This window comes from Brevibacterium sp. FAM 27836 (assembly GCF_051351055.1).
Taxonomy (GTDB): Bacteria; Actinomycetota; Actinomycetes; order Actinomycetales; family Brevibacteriaceae; genus Brevibacterium.
On record NZ_CP195711.1, the window covers coordinates 3607970 to 3626225 of the forward strand.

Genomic DNA, 18256 nt, shown 5'->3' on the forward strand with positions numbered 1-18256 from the left:
GGACCCCCGCATTCTCAAGATCATGCCCTCGCGTTGCATTCTCAAGATCATGCCCTCGCGTTCTCAGGCAGTTCAGCTGGTGCGGTAGCTCAGCGCCTTCGCGAATTCCCGGAGTCGGTCCTGCGCGGCAGAACCGATGCGGATACTCGCCGAGGCGGCCGACACTTCCGCTGTCCCCGCAGAAAGCGGGGCGGTCGAGTCGGTCGAGTCCGCTTCCCCCGCAGCCGCCCAGGCATCGACGATCGCTGCGGCCTTCGCGTGCTGAGCGGCGATGAACTCTTCGACGGCACCGAGGCCGCCTGACGCGGTGATCATCTCCACACATTCGGCGACGTCGGCATCGGAGAGGTCTGGATCGCCCAGGCGCGCGGCGAGGACCTCGAACTGAGCCGGGGAGATCCGGGTCGCGGTTTCGGCGATGAGCACCGTCCGCTTGCCCTCCCTGATGTCGTCACCGGCGGGTTTGCCCGTGGCCTGCGGGTCACCGGCGATGCCGAGCACATCGTCGCGCAGCTGGAACGCCTGACCGAGAGGCAGGCCGAAATCGGAGATCTCGGCGAGCAGATCCTCTTCGGCCCCGGCCAGTGCCGCGCCGAGGAGCAGCGGCTGCTCGACCGAATACTTCGCTGACTTGAAGCTCAGGACCTCCCACGCACGATCGGCGATGCGAGCGTCGTCGAGGGGGATCACCTCGGCGAGGACATCGAGGTACTGACCGACCATGACGTCCCGGCGGACGGTTCCGCGCAGCTCCCGGACCAACCGGGTGCTGCCCAACGTCTCCTGCGCACGTTCGAACAGCTCTTCGCTCAGTGCCAGGCAGATATCGCCGATGACGATCGACGCGGAGACGCCGAACGAGGCACCGTCGCCGTGCAGACCGGACTTCCTGTGGCGGGCCTCGAACTGTCGGTGCAGTGCGGGCTCACCGCGACGGGTGTCCGAGTTGTCGATGAGATCATCGTGGATGAGCGCCGCCGCATGCAGCAGCTCGAGCGACCCGGCTGCCTGTGCCAAGCCCGTGGCCACCTCGGCGCCGCCTTCCGCGGCATCTCTGCCTTCCGAAGCAGCGTCGCCGACGACTCCTCCGGCGAGCTGGAAGCCCCACCACAGGAGGACGGGGCGGATCCGTTTGCCGCCGCGGGTGAACGCGATGAGCGATTCGCCGATCGCGTCCGCATCGGGGGAGATGGACTCGAACTCGGCGGCCTTCTCGGCCAGGAAGCTCTCGAGCTGAGCGGACACCGCGGCAGCGATGCTCTGCGGCGAATCGAGCGTGGCGACGAGTGGGGACGGGCGGGAGGAGGCCGGTGCCGCCTGTCCGGCACGAGCGGATGCAGACGGGCCGGAAGCTGCCGACGCAGGCAGACCCGACGCAGGTGTCTCGTCCCGCGTCACTGACTGGTCGTCGGTCATGAAACGATGTTTCCGCCGACGGTGACGATCGACTGCGCCTTGTCGGCGGAGTCGTCGGCAACGGTGACGACGAGGACGCTGTCGTTGTCCTTGTGCTTGAAATTCTGCACGCGGGCGCTCTTCGTCTTCACCTCGTCGCCGAGCGGTTCGAAGTCGGCCTTGCCGAGCTCCTCGTCGTAGAACTTGAAGATGTCCTTGGCCTCGGCCTTCGCAGCGACGACGAGGCTGACCTGTTCGGGCTGCTTCGTGTCCTTGTCGTTGTGCGCCTTGACGATCGAGGCCGAGAGGACGTTCGACTTCGGGTAGGGCTTGACGTAGTCGGGCAGATCCTTGACGTCGTTCGAGGTGTCGGGATCCTGACCGGTCGCTTCCTCCGAGGCTTCGGCCGATGCCGTCTCGGAGTCCGACGGAGTCGCCTGTGCAGAAGAGGTCTGTTCGCTCGTCGGGGTCGAGTCGGTCGTGCCCTCATCGGCTCCGGAGCAGCCCGCAAGGGCAAGAGCGGCGGCGATGGGCAGTGTCATGACAGCGGTGCGCGATACCATGATTCAAGAGTACCTGGACTGTTCGGCGGAGCCGAAAGGAACTGACGCGAGGGGCAGGCGATGAGTCGGAAGCAGCTGGCGCGATCCGGAGGTGACCTCAGTCGACTGGGCACCGACGACGTCGGTGCCACGATGCTCCATCTCGACATGGATTCGTTCTTCGTCTCCGTGGAGCTGCTCAGCCGTCCGCAGCTCATCGGTCGCCCCGTCATCGTCGGCGGTCGCAGCGGCCGCGGCGTCGTCGTCTCCGCCAGCTATGAGGCCCGCGAGTTCGGTGTTCACGCGGCGATGCCGATGTCCCGGGCGATGAATCTGTGCCCCTTCGCCGAGGTGATCCCGCCTTCGCACGGCCTGTATTCCTCCTTCTCCCGCCAGGTCTTCGACCTCGTCGCCGAGGTGACCCCCGATGTCCGACAGGTCAGCGTCGACGAAGCCTACGTCGACGTCTCCGGTGCGGTGCGCCGCCTCGGCTCGCCCGTGGAGATCACCACGCGGCTGCGGGAGCAGATCAGGCAGCGCACGGGCCTGAGTGCCTCGGTGGGCATCGCCGGCAGCCAGGTCGTGGCGAAGCTCGCTTCGACCCGAGCGAAGCCCAACGGGCAGCTGCTCGTTCCGGTGGCGAAGACCCAGGAGTTCCTCGACCCGATGCCCATCGAAGCCCTGCCCGGGGTGGGGGAGAAGACGCAGCAGGGATTCTCCCGCTACGGTATTCGGCTCATCGGCGACCTCGCGGCCGTCGACGAGGCGTGGGCCGGACGCGTCTTCGGCGCTCACGGGCATCAGCTGTGGCGGGCCGCTCACGGTCAGGACTCCGGCGGATTCGACCGGCAGGCCAAAGAGCATTCGATCAGCGCGGAGAACACCTTCGGTGAGGACATCTGGGACCTCGACGTGCTCGAACATGAGCTGCTGCGACTGGCTGACAAGGTCGCCTACCGCGTCCGGGCCGAGGGGAAGGTCGCGACGACCCTGGGGCTGAAATACCGGCTTGGCGACTTCACCACTCTGTCGCGGTCGGTCACGCTCTCGGCTCCGAGCGATCTGGCGCGAGAGATGTACGAGGCGCTGCGGCCGGCGATGCGCAAGCTGCGCGAGCAGCGGACGCAGGGAGTCAGACTGCTCGGGGTGCGAGCAGCCGGCCTCATCGACTTCGCCGTCACGGGACGGCAGGCCACCTTGGATGAACCGGAGCATTCGGGCCGAGAAGCGGAGGTGGCCCTGGACGAGGTGAGGCGGCGTTTCGGGACCGAGGCGATCTCTCAGGCCTCACTTCTGCGCAAGCGGCAGGAGCCCTGACAGACGGTGAGCTGGACCATAGTCTGAAGACCCAGTGGGAATCCGGGCGATCAGCGGCCCCCGAGATGTTTTTTCGGTGCTCAGAGACTATGATTGAGTCAAAGACTTGAGTAGGGAAACGGGGGTTCGAGATGCCACTCTCCGATCACGAACAGCAGCTGTTGGATCAACTGGAGAAGCAGCTGCGCAGTGAAGACCCTCGTTTTGCACGCAATATCTCGGAAACCCAAGCCGCGGCAACGGGCCCGGGATTCTCCGCTAAGCGCTTCGTCCTCGGCATCCTCGTCACTCTGGCCGGACTCGCAGCGACGATCCTCGCGATCACGCTGGTGTCGGACTCGACCTGGTGGATCGCCCTCGGCGTCGTCGGATTCGGTCTCATGGTCGCGGGCATGTACTGGGCGTTCAGCCGTCCCGGTCACGTCCACACGACGCAGACGGAGGGCCGGACCGCCGGAGCGAAGACCAGCGAGAAGGGCAATGCCGGCTTCATGAGCCGACTCGAAGACCGGTGGGAAAAGCGCCAGCGCGGCGAATGACCCCGATCCTCACGATCAAGGCACTCTCAGAATGAGGGTGCCTTTTTCTGTGCCCGCCGACTTCATCCGCAAGGCGTTCGCGCGTTTCGCGTTCTGTGCCGGGATCGTCGGTGCAGTCCTGGGAGTCGTTTTCTCCTTTGGGGAGTTGACTCATCTGAGGTCGAGTCGTCGGCGGCTCGGGGACGGTCGTGGCGTGTCTGGCCGTGCGACCGGGCGTGCAGCTCGCGGTGCGGCCGGGCCAGGGGCCGGACGCGCCGTCGGCGGAGTGGCTGAACGGGTGGCCAGCCACGCTGCCGGAACAGCTGAACGGGTGGCCAGCTGCGCTGCTGGAACAGCCGAACAGGTGGCCAGCTGCGCTGCTGGAACAGCCGAACAGGTGGCTGGTGGTGATCAGATCATCGTGGTGCTCGGCTATGGGAACCGAGGCGAACGAGCGAATGGGATCAACCGATTCCGAGTCCGTGCCGGGCTGCGGACCGTCGACCCGCGGGCACGATCGGCCGTGCTCATCCTCTGCGGGGGAGCCGTCGCCGGACGGCGGCCCGAAGCGATGATCCTCGAACGCTTCGCTCGTGAGGAGCTGGGATTCACCGGCAGGATGCGCCTCGAGACGGAGAGCGCGACGACGTGGGAGAACATCCTCAACGCGATCCCGCTCATCGACGAGGAGCTGCGAGCCGAATCGACGATCAGCATCGTGTCGAACTCCCATCACGCCGAGAAGGCGCGCGACCATCTTTGGCAGCTGAGGCCCGACCTCGGTCGACGACTCGTGCGGGGAGGCGACTATCGGTTCGGTGAACTGCCTGTCGTCAAACCGATCGCCGCGGTCAGGGGATTGCTGGCCCTGCGAGAACTCGACCGGTCGAACTCGCTGTAGACACCCGCCCGGGTGCGTGCGGCAGCAGTCGCCGTCCGCAGTCAGGGCGTCTCGGCCCTCAGCGCTTCTGCGTCGTCATTTCGGACGGTTGAAGAGACTTGCCGGCCAGATCTTCGCTGAGATCCGATTGCCAGGAGTCGCTCGCTCGGACAGGTCTGTGCCGACCTCATCGATGAGCGCGCGCACCTCGGAGTCGTCGAGCGACTCGGCAGCGGCCCCGTAGCGCTTCGCCTCGAGAGCGTCGACGAACGCCGACAGCGCGGAGTCATCCCGGCCCCGATCATCCGGTTCGTTCGGTGCCGGGCGTTGCAGACGACGCAGCCGTTCATCCGAACGTTCAGCGGCACTCACACCACCATCGGATTCCTCAGCGGTGCCGGAGGAACCTGCGGCCACCGCGGCGGCGGACCTGCGGAGGGGCTCACCGGTCTCGGGATCGACCTCGACGGCGGCGGGACCGGCCCCGCCTGATGCAGCGCCACCTGCCGTGCTCGAGCCGGCGCCACCTGCTGTTCCAGCGCCACCTGCCGTACCGGTTGACCCGGAGGCGGCGGTCGGCAGCGTTCCCGCGAGGATGAGCTCGTTGAAGCGCAGCGTCCGGCTCGGGTCCAGGCTCTGCCCGTAGTCGGTAGCCAGGGCCCGCACCTCCGTCCAGACCGCCTCGAGGTCGTGCGGATCCTTCGTCCGACGCGAACGCAGAATCGACCGCCAGATGGCGGGAATGGCCGCGAGCAGGAGCAGAGCGAGCACGATGACGCCCACCCACACGTAGGTGGTCAGGTTTGCCCCGGCCGGTTCGGCGGCCTGAGTGCTCGTCTCCTCATCGCCTGCCTCCTCGGACTCGTCGTTCCCGGCGGCGGAGGTCTCCTCTGTCGGCTCTTCGCTCGGGCTCGCCGACTCCGATTCGTCGCTGTCCTCGTTCTCATCGGTACCGCTGGCCAGCGTCCACTTCGGAGGATCACCGGCTGGCCCACCGGGCGTGGGCTCGAAGCGGACCCAACCGGCGCCCTCGAAATAGAGCTCCGGCCAGGCATGCGAATCCTGCATGCTCACATCGAAACCGCCGTCGGCCTTCTCACCTCCGGCGAAGCCGACGCCGATGCGCGCCGGAATCCCCATCGTCCGCGCCATGATCGTCATGGCCGAGGAGAACTGGACGCAGTAGCCCTTCTTGTCTGCGAGGAAGTCCGAGATCGCGTCTCCGCTGGCCCGCTCCGGGGCGTCGATCGAATACTCGAAGTCGCCGCCGCGGAAGTACGCCTGCAGCAGCACTGCCGCTTCCCACTGGTTCTCCGCATCGGCGGTGACCCGCTCGGCGGTCTCCTGCACGCTGGCAGGCAGGGAATCGGGAACCTCGAGTTCGGTGTCGAAGTCCTTCTTGTCCACGGGCGTCGCGGACTGGAGGTCCTTGACGTCGGGATTCGGCGACAGGTAGTCCATCGAGTACTGCAGACCGCCGGTCTTCTCGCCGTTGCCCACCACGGTCAGTGTCTTCTCATCGAAGATCCATCGACGGTCCACGCCGTCGGGCTGCTGCGGAGCATAGGGCGAAGGAAGATACTGCTGGTCGTACTCATCGCCGATGGCGACGTCGATCGTCTCTTCCTTGAAGTTCTTATCCCGCGGCATTCCCTCGGGCCAGGGCATCCCGTCGGTGGCGATCGCGAAGGGATCGAGGCTGAACGGGCTCGGCGCCCAGTTCTCTCCGTCGAAGTCATCGATCGAGGTCAGTCGTACCGGATCGGAGTCCTCCCCGGTGGTCTGATAGCTGAACAGAGTCGCATCGTCACGATCGCCGAGGTTCTGCCGCAGATTGAGGAACGGGTTCGTCACCGTCAGATCGCCCTGCCCCTTCGACGCTCGGTCGGGCAGACTCGGCACCGGCGGCAGCAGCAGAGGCAGACCGAGGCCGATCGCCAGAGCCAGGGCACCGGCGAGAACCGCGGTCATCCCGCCGCGCCAGCGTGTGGCCGGCAGATACGGGCTGAGAATGAGCAGCAGGAAGGCTGCGAGGATCGCCACGATATGCCACCACCGCACCTCCTGTGAGGCGAAGTACACGGGGATCATCCACAGTACGAGCAGCAGCACACCGCCGACCTTCGGAGCCCGGAGGTCGGCGACGAGGCCGTCGATGAGGATCGTGATGAGGGTGAAGGCGATCGTGAGCATCGCGGTGAAGCCCGGGGTGCTCGCGGCCGGGGGAGCGGTCGCGTAGAGATCGCTGACACCGGCCGAGAGCTGGTCGATGACCTTCCCGAACGAGCTGCCCGTGGGGATGAAGCCGAGCAGCAGAGTGCCCTTCGCGCAGACGACGAAGACGGCGACGAGCCCGGCCGCACACTGGGCGATGACCGCGGTGCCGCTCGAACGCAGCACCGGGACGCTGCGGAACACGGCGCCGACGAGGACGACGAGACCGACCGACACGAGGACGGGCGCCAGCCAGGCGAAATCCTTGAACACCGCGGACACGGCCACAGCGGTCAGCGTCATCGCAGCGAATACGATGATCGCCTCGAGCCAGCCGGTGGGCGGACGCGAATCGTTCGTCGTCACGGCATCGGAAGCAGACTGAGACGGTGGTTCGGCCGTGGAATCGCCATGCGAACGAGTGGGAGGAGCATCGAGGCTCATCGGCGCACCCCCTCTGTTCCGGAGTTCGTCCCGGACGTGCCGGGAGCCGCGCCCGCTGGGTCGGAGCCAGCGCCCTGCGCGCCGGAGTTCGTGCCCGGCCTACCGGTGGTACCTGGGCGTCCGCCCGTTCCCTTGCCCTGCCCTCTGGCGGTCGGGCGCTTCGACTCGAACGTCGTCCATGACTCCGGCAGGTCCTCGCTGAGGCCCATCATCGTCATGTCGCCGATCTCGCTGAGCGTGCGCAGAGTCACGGGCACGCGACGCGAGAAGTGCGAGGCGAGCTCCTGACCGCGCTCATCACCGACGGAACAGATGACGATGTGGTTCGGGTTGTCATGTGCGGGAAGCTCGACTCTGCCCGGGCGAACAAGGGCGGAGAGAAGACGCAGCTTGTCGATGTCGCGCGCTCCTTTGAATCTGATCTGGTAGCGGGGGGCGACGACATTGACTTCGTAGTCGGCTCGCAGGAAAGCGGTTCCGGCAGCCGTTGCCGCCGCCAGCAGGAATTCGATCTCGAGGTCACTGGGTTCCGCGGCGTCGGCATCGGCGGCGAGGTCGACGAGGATGAGCGCGTACAGCGTCTCCTCATCGGCCTCGTGGCGGACCATGAGTTCACCGGACTTCGCGGTCGAGGGCCAGTGGACGTGCCGCAGATCGTCACCGGGCACATACTCACGCGTGTGGAAGTCGCGGGTGGTGTGTCCGGAGCGGATCTTGCCGTCGTCGAGGCGGGCGGGCCGGATCGACGAATCCTTCGGAATGCGTGCGCCCAGGTGCGGAACGGACACGGCGACGGGGAAGGCCCCATGGACCTTCCGCTTCATCTTGACCAGTCCGAAGGGGCCGAAGACGGTCAGGAGCACCGACTCGATGCCGGAGACCCCACGCCGGTGCGGTGTGAACGAGGTGAGCACGGTCTGCGAAGCCCGCTGGCTCAAGGCCGGCACCTCACCGGAGGTGGAGTCGCCGAAACCCTCGGCGGCGACGAAGTCGATGGTCGCAGAGGGGATCGCGAGCTGACCGATATTGGTCACCTGCGCCTCGATCTCGACCTCCTTGCCTTCGGCTGCCAGCGGATAGCGGTCCCGGCCGCCCGGCAGGAAGACCTGATGCACGTTGGTGCTCATCGCGATCGACACGCGTCGGGTGCCCCACAGGACGAGCAGCGCCGAGAGCACGACGAGTCCGAGCAGGAGCAGCCCGGCCGGAAGCAGTCCGGGCAGGGCGAAGCGGTAGGCCGTGATGATGAGGGCCGCCCCGGCGAGGACGAAGATGATTCCCGAGGTGCTCAGTCGCATGCCGTCACTGGTTCGCCGAGACGGGCACGCGGGCCAGTACGCGGCCGATGAGGTCCGCGGCCAGATCCGAGTCGTCGCCATCGCGGGGGATGATGCGGTGGGCGAGGATGTACGGCGCCAGAGCCTGCACATCATCGGGGGTGGCGAAGGTGCGCCCCGACAGTGCCGCCCGGGCCTTGGCAGCACGCAGCAGGTGAACGCCGCCGCGCGGCGAGCTGCCGAGCAGAATCGCCTGATCATCGCGGGTGGCCTGGAGGATCGCCACGATGTACTCGCGCAGCTGACGACTCGCCGAGACGTGCCGGACGATGGTGCGTGCCTGCGTGATCTGCTCGAGGTTCGTCACCGCCGTCGCGGACTCCAGCGGATCGTTCTGGATCTGATTGTCCAGCAGGTCGACCTCATCGGCCGTGGCGGGGTAGCCGAGCGAGATCCGGGTGAGGAACCGGTCGCGCTGCGCCTCGGGCAGGGCGTAGGTGCCCTCCATGTCGATCGGGTTCTGGGTGGCGACGACGATGAACGGCGTCGGCATCTGGTAGGTCTGCCCGTCGATCGTCGCCTGTCCTTCGGCCATGCACTCGAGCATCGCCGACTGGGTCTTGGGCGAGGCGCGGTTGATCTCATCGGCGATGACGATGTTCGCGAACACCGGGCCCTGCCGGAACTCGAAGTGCCGGGTCTCCTGGTTGAACAGGTTGACGCCGACGACGTCGGTGGGCAGCAGGTCCGGAGTGAACTGGATGCGGCGCACGGAGCCGTCGACGACCTTGCCCATGGCACGGGCGAGGAGGGTCTTGCCGACCCCCGGAACGTCTTCGAGGAGGACATGGCCGCCGGCGAGCAGCGCGATGAGCGAGAGCCCGACCGCTTCGTCCTTGCCTTCGAGCACCGCGTTCATCGCCGTGCGCGCCCGCGAGGTCAGGTGCTGCACCCATTCGATGTGTTCGGCACCGATCACGGAATTGGTCTGTGTACCTTCTTGGCTGATCGACATACCCTCCATTGTTCCTCATGCCCGCGGCCCCAGCCACACGAGCTTCTTTCAGGCTCCCCAGAGCCCTCCCCACCGCACTCCCCAGCATCCTCCCCACTGCGCTCCCCAGCATCCTCCCCACTGCGCTCCCCATTGGCCTCCCCACTGCGCTCCCCACTTTCCTCCACGTGGACCCTCCACTTTCCTCCCCGCTGTGCTCCACCTCGGCGGGAGGATCCGGTGAGATCCGCGAGAACTCGCGGATCTCGGCCACTTGACCGGCCTTCTCCGAAGCGGTCAACCGGCACCAGGGGACCACGGTTTCATGGCTTTCGACCACGCCGGCGACGCACCGACGGAAAATTTTCCCCACTTTCCTCCACCTATCTGACCTGGGAAAACATAAGAGCTTCAACGTCGGTCGGACAAGAAGCTGGAATACGTGGAGGGAAGTGGAGTACTGTGGTTGCTATCGGAGCCAATGGGTTTCCGAAAGGGGTGAGACGACATGTTCTTGGGCACTCATATGCAGAAGCTCGACGACAAAGGTCGCCTCATCCTGCCCGCAAAGTTCCGCGAGGAGCTGTCGCCCGGACTCGTCCTCACTCGTGGCCAGGAGAACTGCCTCACCCTGTTCCCCACCACGGAGTTCGAAGCCGAGCACGAGCGAATCCAGAACGCGCCGAAGACGAATAAGGAAGCCCGCGATTACCAGCGTGTGTTCCTGTCGGCGGCTTTTGCGGACCAACCGGACAAACAGGGGCGCATCACGGTCCCGAACATATTGCGGCAGTACGCATCACTTGATCGGGAGGTCGCAGTGATCGGCATGGGCAACCGAGTCGAGATCTGGGACGCACCGACCTGGGAGGACTACCTCGTCGGCGCTCAGCAGGCCTTCGCCGAACGCGAAGAGGAGGTGATCCCCGGAGTGATCTGATTCTGCTCGGGCTTGATCCTTGCCCGCCGTGCTCGAGTTTCGGGGAACTTCCCCGTTTCCGAAGCTCGGACGTCCTGACACACTTCCCCGGTGGCAGGGCCGCGGCGGGCAAGGTTCTGGCTCCAGCAGCACGCACCCCCGAACCACCCACTGACGAAGGACCAACGCATGACAGCTCAGCACGTACCGGTGCTCCTCGAACGCGTGGTCGAACTCATCGGCGTCGGTGTCGAGGCCGCTCGCGAAGCCGGAATCACCCCCGTCGTCGTCGACGGCACACTGGGCATGGGCGGCCACTCCGAAGCCGTCCTCCAGGCTTTTCCCGATGTCCACCTCGTCGGCATCGACCGCGACCTGCAGGCCATCGACATCGCCACCACACGCCTGGCCCCCTTCGCCGATCGCACCGACATCGTCCACGCCGTCGACGATGAGCTGCCCGAAGTCCTCGATGACCTCGGCATCGCCGCGATCAGCGCGATCCTGCTCGACCTCGGAGTGTCCTCCCTGCAGCTCGACGAAGACGATCGCGGATTCTCGTACTCCCGGCCCGCGCCCCTGGATATGCGCATGGATCGCACGCAGGAGCTCACCGCCGCCGAGGTGCTCGCCACCTACTCCGAAGCCGAGCTGCGACGGATCCTGCGCGAATACGGCGAAGAGAAGCTGGCGGGCAGGATCGCGAAGATCATCGTCACCGACCGTGAACACACACCGTGGGAGACCTCGGACCAGCTCGCCGCGATGCTCGGCCGCGTGATCCCGCAGACGAAGAAGAAGTCCCACCCCGCCAAACGCACCTTCCAGGCCCTGCGCATCGAGGTCAACGACGAACTCGGGGTGCTGCGCACTGCGCTGCCGGCGGCACTGGAAGCCCTGCACATCGGGGGAGTGGCCGTCATCGAGTCCTACCAGTCGCTCGAAGACACCATCGTGAAGAAGACGCTGCGCAAGGCCACGACCTCCTCGGCGCCACCGGACCTGCCGGTGGTCCCCGAAGACCTCCGACCCTGGCTGACCGAGATCATTCGGGGCGCAGAGAAGGCGGACGAAGCAGAGGCAGAGACCAACCCGCGGGCGGCCAGCGTCCGACTGCGGGCAGTGCAGAAGATCAGGGAGGCACGATCGTGAGCAACTCCACGGCAAGAGCCCGCCAGCACAACTTCCCCGAACGTCACCGCCGCCTCGAAGAAGCAGGCAGCGCGGCGAAGCTGCGTCTGCTGAAGTTCGAGCTGCCGAAATCGCGTCTGCCCTTCTCGCTGCTGTGCGTGGGGATCCTCGTGGCCACACTCGTGGCCGTGCTGCTGCTCAACATCTTCGTGTCCCACACCTCCTACAAGGTCGACCAGCTGACCTCGGAGAAGGAAGCGCTGGCCGAGCAGAAGGACCGCCTCGTCGAGGACAACTCCTACCGCGAGTCCCCGCAGAACATCGCCCTCGCCGCCGAAGAGCTCGGCCTCGTCCGCGACTCCTCCCCGGAATTCCTCGACGCGAAGACCGGGAAGATCATCGATGCCCCGGGAATCGACGTCAGCGGTGAGAAAGAGCCCACAGTCGTGCCCGGGCCGCGCGCCGATACACGCGAAGACCTCCGACCCAATCTACGATCGGATGAGAAGCTCCCGGTCGTCGGGGGCAGCCCGAGCAACGACATCGCGGCTCCGAGCCAGGAGTCACCGAAGTAGTCCGAGCTCACCGGGACCAGGGAACGGCCTGACCGAACCATTCGCCGACCATGCCAAGGACCGAGGACAAGTGCAATGGGCCCAGCCACGAGCCGACTGAAGAAGAAGCGCAAGAACGCAGGACCCAATCTGCGCCTGCGCATGGGCCTCATCGCCGCGCTGTCGATCCTCGCTCTGCTCATCACCTCCGTGCGGCTCGTGTCCATTCAGGGAATGGACTCGATGAAGCTTGCGGAGAAGGCCCTGTCCAACCGCCTCGTCACCCAGACCCTACCGGCCGATCGGGGACAGATCCTCGCCTCCGACGGCACGGTGCTCGCCGACAGCGTCTCCCGATACCAGCTCGTCGTCGACCAGCAGAACGTCGCCCAATACAAGGTCGACGGAAAACTCGTCGGCGCATGGGGTGCCGCCGAGGCGCTGGCGAAGCCCCTGAATACCGACCCCGGACTCATCTACCCGAAACTCGTCGGTGACAAACGCTGGAACCCCGTGGCCAAAGGACTGACCTCGGAGACCTGGCGGGACGTGCAGAAACTCGAGGTCCTCGGCATCTCCGCCGAGGAGTACGCCGTGCGCTCCTATCCCGCCGGCGGGGTGGCCGGCAATCTCGTCGGATTCTTAAGCTCCGACGGCACCGCGCAGGCCGGCCTCGAGATGGCCTACGACGATCAGCTGTCCGGCAGAGACGGCCAGCAGCAGTACGAACGCGGTGCGCGCGGAGAGATCATCCCGCTCGGGGACAACAACATCAAGGACGCCGTCGACGGCGAAGGGCTGCAGACGACGATCGATCCGGACCTGCAGTACTACGCACAGCAGGCCATCGAAGAGCAGCGGAAGAAGCACAAGGCCGAATCCGCGTCCATCGTCATCAAAGAGGTCAAGACCGGACGGGTCCTCACCGCCGCCGATGCGCCCACCGTCGACCCGAACTCTCCGGGCAAGGTCGACGGCGAGGACCGCGGTTCCCGGATCTTCACCGACGTCTTCGAACCCGGTTCGACGGCGAAGATGGTCACGGCCGCCGCCCTGCTCGACCAAGGACTGGTCACCCCCGAACAGGAATTCACGGTTCCCGACAAATGGAAGGCACCGAACAACGAAGAGTTCCGCGACTCCCACGAACACCCCGACGAGAAGCTCACGTTCGCCGGAATCCTTGCGCAGTCCTCGAACACCGGCACCATCCTCGCCGGCGAGAAGCTCACCGAGGAGCAGCGCTACGAATACATGAAGAGGTTCGGCTTCGGCTCGACCACGGGGATCGGCTTCCCCGCCGAGACGGGAGGCATCCTCCACCCGTACAAGGACTGGGACGGCCGCACGAAGTACACCGTGATGTTCGGTCAGGGCATGGCCGCGAACGCGCTGCAGACCACCGACGTCATCTCGACCATCGCCAACGGCGGTGTCCACGTGCCCTCCCGCCTCGTCGAGGGCATGATCTCCCCGCAGGGCCGGGCCCTGTCGACCCCGCCCGGGAAGACGCAGCGAGTCGTGAGCGAGAAGGCCGCGGATGAGACCCTGCGCATCCTCGAAGGCGTCGTCGCCGAAGGCACCGGCCAGTCCGCGCAGGTCTCGGGCTACCGGGTGGCCGGTAAGACCGGCACCGCGCAGGCGCCGGCGGCCGAAGGCGGCGGCTACGACGGATACACCGCGTCCTTCGTCGGTGTGCTTCCGGCAGAAGACCCCGAACTCGCGATCTCCGTGACATTGCAGCGGCCGCGAAAGGGCTACTACGGTGGTCAGGCCGCTGCCCCAGTCTTCTCCGATGTCGCAGGCTTCGCGATGCGGCACCTGAAGATCCCGCCGTCGACCGAGAAACCCGAGCTGCCTGCCCGAGAATGGAAATGATGCGTTTTTCACAGCTGCTGCCGATCGCCCCCGGCACCGTCCACGGCGATCCCGAGAAGGAGGTCACGGGAGTCTCCCATGACTCGCGTGCGGTCGCACCCGGCCAGCTCTACGCCGCGCTGCCGGGAGCCAATGTCCACGGAGCGAAATTCGCCCCCGAGCTCATCCGCTCAGGCGTCGACGCGATCCTCACCGACTCGCACGGCTGGACGCAGGTCACCGAGGCACTCGGTGGAACCGAGTCCGACCGGGCACTCCTCGACGGGGTCACCGCCCTCATCGTCGAAGCCCCCCGCGCGGTGCTCGGATTCGTCTCCGCCGCCGTCTACGGGACCACCTCGGTGCCCGAACTCATCGGCGTCACGGGAACGAACGGGAAGACGACGACGACCTACCTCGTCGACGGAATGCTCGCGGCCCTCGGCCACCGCACGGCCGTCATCGGCACCGTCGCCATCCTCATCGCCGGTGACACCGTCCCGAGCGTGCGCACGACCCCGGAGGCCCCGGAGCTGCACGCCCTGTTCGCGAAGATGCGCACCGCTGAGGTCGACACCTGCTCGATGGAGGTCTCGTCCCACGCCCTGAGCCAGCACCGCGTGGACGGTGCCCACTTCTCCGTGGCCGGATTCACGAACCTCTCCCAGGACCACCTCGATTTCCACAACACGATGGAGGAGTACTTCGAGGCCAAAGCGCAGCTGTTCACCCGCACCTTCTCCGACCGCGCGGTCATCGTCGTCGAAGACGAATGGGGCGAGCGGATGGTCGACGCCGCACAGGTGCCCGTGCGCACCCTCGGCCGCGACGAGCGCAGCCAGTGGCGCATCGACCACACCCCGGGGGAGTCGGAGTTCGTCCTCCACCTCGGCGACGACGAGTCCGCAGGACCGAACCGGGCCGAAGGCGAGAGCGCCCACGCTCTCCGGTCGATCCGGCTGCGGTCGCCGCTGCCGGGCGATTTCAACGTCACGAACACCGCACTGGCCGCGGCCATGCTCATCGAATCCGGGGTCGCAGCCGAAGACATCGATGCGATCGGACGCAGCTTCGTGACCTCGGTGCCGGGCCGGATGGAGATCATCGACGTGTCCGGGCCCAGGGCGCTCGAGGAATCCCACCCCGAACTGCTCCCACGCGCCATCGTCGACTACTCGCACACCCCCGACGCGATCGCCAAGGCCCTGGCAACCCTGCACGCGGACTCCGAGGAACTCGTCATCGTCTTCGGCGCCGGCGGCGACCGAGACCGCGGCAAACGCTTCGGCATGGGCCAGGCGGCGGCACGAGAAGCCGATGTGATCGTTCTCACCGACGACAATCCCCGCACCGAGGATCCCGCCGCGATCCGCGCCGCCATCAGGGAAGGCGTCGATGCCGCCGTCAGCGCCGGCCAGGCGCGTGTGAAAAAGATCATCGAAGTCCCCGATCGGGGCCGGGCCATCGACGAGGCGATCGCCTCCGCAGACCCGTCCACGACCGTGCTCATTGCGGGCAAGGGGCATGAGACGGGCCAGACCGTGGGCACCACGGTGACTGAATTCGACGACCGGGCGCGGACACGCTCGGCGCTGTCCATGCGACTGGGCGGCGAACAACCAGGTAAAGTTCACAGATGATATGAAGCGACTGACTGCAGCCGAGATCGCAACCGCCTTGAACGGCGAGTTGTACGGCATCGACCCCGAGACCCCATTGACCGCCGGTGTGGTGACCGACTCGCGAGAAGTCGGACCCGGCGATATCTACGTCGCCCGCCGAGGCGCGAGCTTCGACGGCATCGAATTCGCCGCAGCCGCCGTCGAGGCGGGCGCGGCCCTGATCATCGGCGAATCCGTCCCCACCGTCGATGAACAGCCCCTGCCCACCGTCGTCGTGGCCGATGCCACCGAGGCGCTGGGCCTGTTGGCCAAGCACAGCATCGAAGGACTGCGTGCCGACGGTGAGCTCACCGTCATCGCGATCACCGGCTCCGTGGGCAAGACCACGGTCAAGGACCTCGCCGCGGACCTGCTCGCAGGTGCTGCCGAGACGGTGTGGCCGCCGAACTCGTACAACAACGAGGTGGGGGTGCCGCTGACCGCGCTGCGGGCAAGCGAGTCCACCCGCTTCCTCGTTCTCGAGATGGGCGCCCGGTCGATCGGCAACCTCGCCTACCTGACCAGCCTCATCCGACCGGACATCGCCGTCGAACTCGCCGTGGGCACCGCTCACTCCGGAGTCTTCGGATCGATCGAGAACACCGCCCGTGCCAAGGCCGAGCTCGTCGAGTCGCTGCCGGCAGGATCGACCGCGGTGCTCAACGCCGACGACTCCCGGGTGGCGGGAATGCGCGAAGTGCTTACCCCGGAAGTGACCACCCTGTGGTTCTCCCAGCGTGAGTCCCTGCCCGAATGGGTCGGCGCCGAAGATGCGATCGTGCGCGGCACCGCAGTGACCACCGACTCCTCCGGGCACCCGACGTTCACGCTCACCCTGCCGGGTGAGGAACCGTCTGAGGTGCGACTGGCCCTCATCGGCGAACACCACGTCGGCAATGCCCTGGCGGCCGCGGCCATCGCCCACGCCTGCGGAGTCGGCACGAAGTCGATCGTGACCACACTGTCGACCTCCTCGGCGGCCAGCCGCTGGCGGATGGAGCTCATCGACTCGCCCTCGGGCGTGACCGTGCTCAACGACGCTTACAACGCGAACCCCGAATCCATGCGAGCCTCCTTGAAGACCCTGGCCTCGATGGGCCGCGGCGATGAGGAGAACCGGCCCCGCCGCACCTTCGCCGTTCTCGGTGAGATGCTCGAACTCGGCGAGGAGTCCGTGTCCGCGCATTCAGACATCGGCGAGCTCGTCGTGCGCCTGAACATCACCCGCACCATCGTCGTCGGTGAAGGCGCGAAGCCGATCTTCAACGCCGCGAACCTCGAAGGCTCCTGGGGCAACGAGGCGATCTGGGTGGCCACCGCCGCCGAGGCGCGGGATCTACTGAGCTCCGAACTCGCCCCGGGCGACATCGTCCTGTTCAAATCCTCCCGAGACGCGGGTCTGCGCTACCTCGGGGACGAAATCGCCGGAGTATCGGGGGCCCAATGATTGCCGTACTGCTCGCAGCCTGCCTGGCTCTCATCCTCACCCTCGTCGGCACTCCGCTGTTCATCCGGGTGCTCGTCAAACAGGGCTACGGCCAGTTCGTCCGTGACGACGGCCCGACCTCGCACGCGACGAAACGCGGCACCCCGACCATGGGCGGCGTCGTCATCATCGGCGCCGCGGTCCTGGCGTACCTGCTCGGACACCTGTTCACCGGTTCGGTGCCGACCGCCTCGGGGCTGCTGGTGCTCTGGCTGGCCGCGGGACTCGGCGTCGTCGGATTCCTCGACGACTTCATCAAGATCAAGAAGCAGCGGTCACTGGGTCTGCGCCCGGTGCCCAAGCTCATCGGTCAGGCCTTCGTCGGCATCTCCTTCGCCGTCCTGGCCCTGCAGTTCCCGAACTCGTTCGGAGAGACCCCCGCGTCGACGAAGATCTCCTTCATTCGGGACACGAACCTCGACCTCGCCTTCGGTTCGGCCGTGCTGGGCCTCATCCTCTTCATCATCTGGGCGAACCTCATCGTCACCGCGGTCTCGAACGCCGTCAACCTCACCGACGGGCTCGACGGCCTGGCCACCGGCGCCTCGGTGGTGGTGTTCGCCGCCTATGTCGTCATCGGCACATGGCAGTCGACCCAGAACTGCAACCTCATGTCCGAGGCCACGAACGCCTGCTACTACATGCGCGACCCCCGCGACCTCGCGATGGTCGCCGGAGCCATGGCCGCCGCCTGCTTCGGTTTCCTGTGGTTCAACACCTCACCGGCGAAGATCTTCATGGGAGACACCGGTTCGCTCGCCATCGGCGGCGCCTTCGCCGGACTCGCGATCATGTCGCGCACCGAGCTGCTGCTCATCGTCCTCGGCGGACTCTTCGTCATCATCACCCTCTCGGTGATCATCCAGGTCGCCTCCTTCAAGACCACCGGCAAACGCGTGTTCCGGATGGCACCGCTGCAGCACCACTTCGAACTCAAGGGGTGGGCAGAAGTGACGATCGTGGTGAGATTCTGGATCATCGCCGCGCTCTTCGTCATCGCCGGAATCTGCCTCTTCTACGCCGACTGGGTGGCTCGCGTTGGCTGATGAGCAGAACCCGACCGCAGA

15 protein-coding genes are annotated in these 18256 nt (G+C 66.4%); 10 read left to right on the top strand and 5 right to left on the bottom strand.

The window, feature by feature from the left end:
• Positions 1 to 72 precede the first annotated feature (72 nt).
• Both ACSE4D_RS16115 and ACSE4D_RS16120 read right to left on the bottom strand, forming a co-directional pair.
• Positions 73 to 1416 carry a polyprenyl synthetase family protein gene (locus tag ACSE4D_RS16115; RefSeq protein ID WP_436326275.1) on the bottom strand — a complete coding sequence of 448 codons (1344 nt, stop codon included), beginning with the start codon at positions 1414 to 1416 and terminating at the stop codon, positions 73 to 75.
• Positions 1413 to 1958 (bottom strand): hypothetical protein, encoded by a 546-nt coding sequence (locus ACSE4D_RS16120; RefSeq protein ID WP_436326276.1) that lies wholly within the window; start codon positions 1956 to 1958, stop codon positions 1413 to 1415. Before ACSE4D_RS16120 ends, ACSE4D_RS16115 begins: the two co-directional genes overlap by 4 nt.
• A gap of 60 nt (positions 1959 to 2018) precedes the next feature.
• Here ACSE4D_RS16120 and dinB point away from each other — a divergent pair, with 60 nt between their 5' ends.
• The 3 genes from dinB to ACSE4D_RS16135 all read left to right on the top strand — a co-directional run bounded on the left by dinB (position 2019) and on the right by ACSE4D_RS16135 (position 4673).
• Entirely contained in the window at positions 2019 to 3254 is a 1236-nt protein-coding gene (gene dinB, locus ACSE4D_RS16125; protein ID WP_135541984.1) for a DNA polymerase IV, read from the top strand.
• A gap of 131 nt (positions 3255 to 3385) precedes the next feature.
• Positions 3386 to 3793: a DUF3040 domain-containing protein gene (locus ACSE4D_RS16130; protein WP_135541982.1), complete on the top strand. Its 408-nt coding sequence runs from the start codon at positions 3386 to 3388 to the stop codon at positions 3791 to 3793.
• 193 nt (positions 3794 to 3986) lie between these two features.
• Positions 3987 to 4673 (top strand): YdcF family protein, encoded by a 687-nt coding sequence (locus tag ACSE4D_RS16135; protein ID WP_436326277.1) that lies wholly within the window; start codon positions 3987 to 3989, stop codon positions 4671 to 4673.
• Positions 4674 to 4748: 75 nt separating this feature from the next.
• Here the strand turns inward: ACSE4D_RS16135 and ACSE4D_RS16140 are convergent, their stop codons facing one another.
• The 3 genes from ACSE4D_RS16140 to ACSE4D_RS16150 form a co-directional block, all read right to left on the bottom strand.
• Complete coding sequence (locus tag ACSE4D_RS16140) at positions 4749 to 7232, bottom strand: transglutaminaseTgpA domain-containing protein (RefSeq protein WP_436326278.1); 2484 nt, start codon at positions 7230 to 7232, stop codon at positions 4749 to 4751.
• Between the two features lie 74 nt (positions 7233 to 7306).
• Positions 7307 to 8608 (bottom strand): DUF58 domain-containing protein, encoded by a 1302-nt coding sequence (locus ACSE4D_RS16145; protein WP_436326279.1) that lies wholly within the window; start codon positions 8606 to 8608, stop codon positions 7307 to 7309.
• A gap of 4 nt (positions 8609 to 8612) precedes the next feature.
• Positions 8613 to 9602, bottom strand: a complete 990-nt coding sequence (locus tag ACSE4D_RS16150; protein ID WP_135541330.1) for an AAA family ATPase — start codon at positions 9600 to 9602, stop codon at positions 8613 to 8615.
• A gap of 487 nt (positions 9603 to 10089) precedes the next feature.
• Between ACSE4D_RS16150 and mraZ the strand changes: the two genes are divergently transcribed.
• The 7 genes from mraZ (at position 10090) to mraY (ending at position 18235) form a co-directional block, all read left to right on the top strand.
• Positions 10090 to 10521 (top strand): division/cell wall cluster transcriptional repressor MraZ, encoded by a 432-nt coding sequence (mraZ, locus tag ACSE4D_RS16155; protein ID WP_135541328.1) that lies wholly within the window; start codon positions 10090 to 10092, stop codon positions 10519 to 10521.
• A 168-nt stretch (positions 10522 to 10689) separates the two neighbouring features.
• Complete coding sequence (rsmH, locus tag ACSE4D_RS16160) at positions 10690 to 11652, top strand: 16S rRNA (cytosine(1402)-N(4))-methyltransferase RsmH (RefSeq protein WP_135541326.1); 963 nt, start codon at positions 10690 to 10692, stop codon at positions 11650 to 11652.
• A complete protein-coding gene (locus ACSE4D_RS16165) occupies positions 11649 to 12206 on the top strand; it encodes a hypothetical protein (protein WP_135541324.1) in 558 nt (185 codons plus the stop codon). Before rsmH ends, ACSE4D_RS16165 begins: the two co-directional genes overlap by 4 nt.
• A 75-nt stretch (positions 12207 to 12281) precedes the next feature.
• Positions 12282 to 14063 (top strand): peptidoglycan D,D-transpeptidase FtsI family protein, encoded by a 1782-nt coding sequence (locus ACSE4D_RS16170; RefSeq protein ID WP_436326280.1) that lies wholly within the window; start codon positions 12282 to 12284, stop codon positions 14061 to 14063.
• Entirely contained in the window at positions 14060 to 15682 is a 1623-nt protein-coding gene (locus ACSE4D_RS16175) for a UDP-N-acetylmuramoyl-L-alanyl-D-glutamate--2,6-diaminopimelate ligase (protein ID WP_436326281.1), read from the top strand. The genes ACSE4D_RS16170 and ACSE4D_RS16175 overlap by 4 nt, the downstream gene beginning before the upstream one ends.
• Before the next feature lies 1 nt (position 15683).
• Positions 15684 to 17150, top strand: a complete 1467-nt coding sequence (locus ACSE4D_RS16180) for a UDP-N-acetylmuramoyl-tripeptide--D-alanyl-D-alanine ligase (RefSeq protein WP_135541320.1) — start codon at positions 15684 to 15686, stop codon at positions 17148 to 17150.
• Positions 17147 to 18235 (top strand): phospho-N-acetylmuramoyl-pentapeptide-transferase, encoded by a 1089-nt coding sequence (gene mraY / locus ACSE4D_RS16185; RefSeq protein ID WP_135541318.1) that lies wholly within the window; start codon positions 17147 to 17149, stop codon positions 18233 to 18235. The genes ACSE4D_RS16180 and mraY overlap by 4 nt, the downstream gene beginning before the upstream one ends.
• Positions 18236 to 18256: the final 21 nt, after the last annotated feature.

What these genes read in the sequence shown, in the direction of transcription:
- ACSE4D_RS16115 (WP_436326275.1), bottom strand. Translation starts at nt 1,416, where the DNA reads ATGACCGACGACCAGTCAGTGACGCGGGACGAGACACCTGCGTCGGGT.
- ACSE4D_RS16120 (WP_436326276.1), bottom strand. Translation starts at nt 1,958, where the DNA reads ATGGTATCGCGCACCGCTGTCATGACACTGCCCATCGCCGCCGCTCTT.
- dinB (WP_135541984.1), top strand. Translation starts at nt 2,019, where the DNA reads ATGAGTCGGAAGCAGCTGGCGCGATCCGGAGGTGACCTCAGTCGACTG.
- ACSE4D_RS16130 (WP_135541982.1), top strand. Translation starts at nt 3,386, where the DNA reads ATGCCACTCTCCGATCACGAACAGCAGCTGTTGGATCAACTGGAGAAG.
- ACSE4D_RS16145 (WP_436326279.1), bottom strand. Translation starts at nt 8,608, where the DNA reads ATGCGACTGAGCACCTCGGGAATCATCTTCGTCCTCGCCGGGGCGGCC.
- ACSE4D_RS16150 (WP_135541330.1), bottom strand. Translation starts at nt 9,602, where the DNA reads ATGTCGATCAGCCAAGAAGGTACACAGACCAATTCCGTGATCGGTGCC.
- mraZ (WP_135541328.1), top strand. Translation starts at nt 10,090, where the DNA reads ATGTTCTTGGGCACTCATATGCAGAAGCTCGACGACAAAGGTCGCCTC.
- rsmH (WP_135541326.1), top strand. Translation starts at nt 10,690, where the DNA reads ATGACAGCTCAGCACGTACCGGTGCTCCTCGAACGCGTGGTCGAACTC.
- ACSE4D_RS16170 (WP_436326280.1), top strand. Translation starts at nt 12,282, where the DNA reads ATGGGCCCAGCCACGAGCCGACTGAAGAAGAAGCGCAAGAACGCAGGA.
- ACSE4D_RS16175 (WP_436326281.1), top strand. Translation starts at nt 14,060, where the DNA reads ATGATGCGTTTTTCACAGCTGCTGCCGATCGCCCCCGGCACCGTCCAC.
- ACSE4D_RS16180 (WP_135541320.1), top strand. Translation starts at nt 15,684, where the DNA reads ATGAAGCGACTGACTGCAGCCGAGATCGCAACCGCCTTGAACGGCGAG.
- mraY (WP_135541318.1), top strand. Translation starts at nt 17,147, where the DNA reads ATGATTGCCGTACTGCTCGCAGCCTGCCTGGCTCTCATCCTCACCCTC.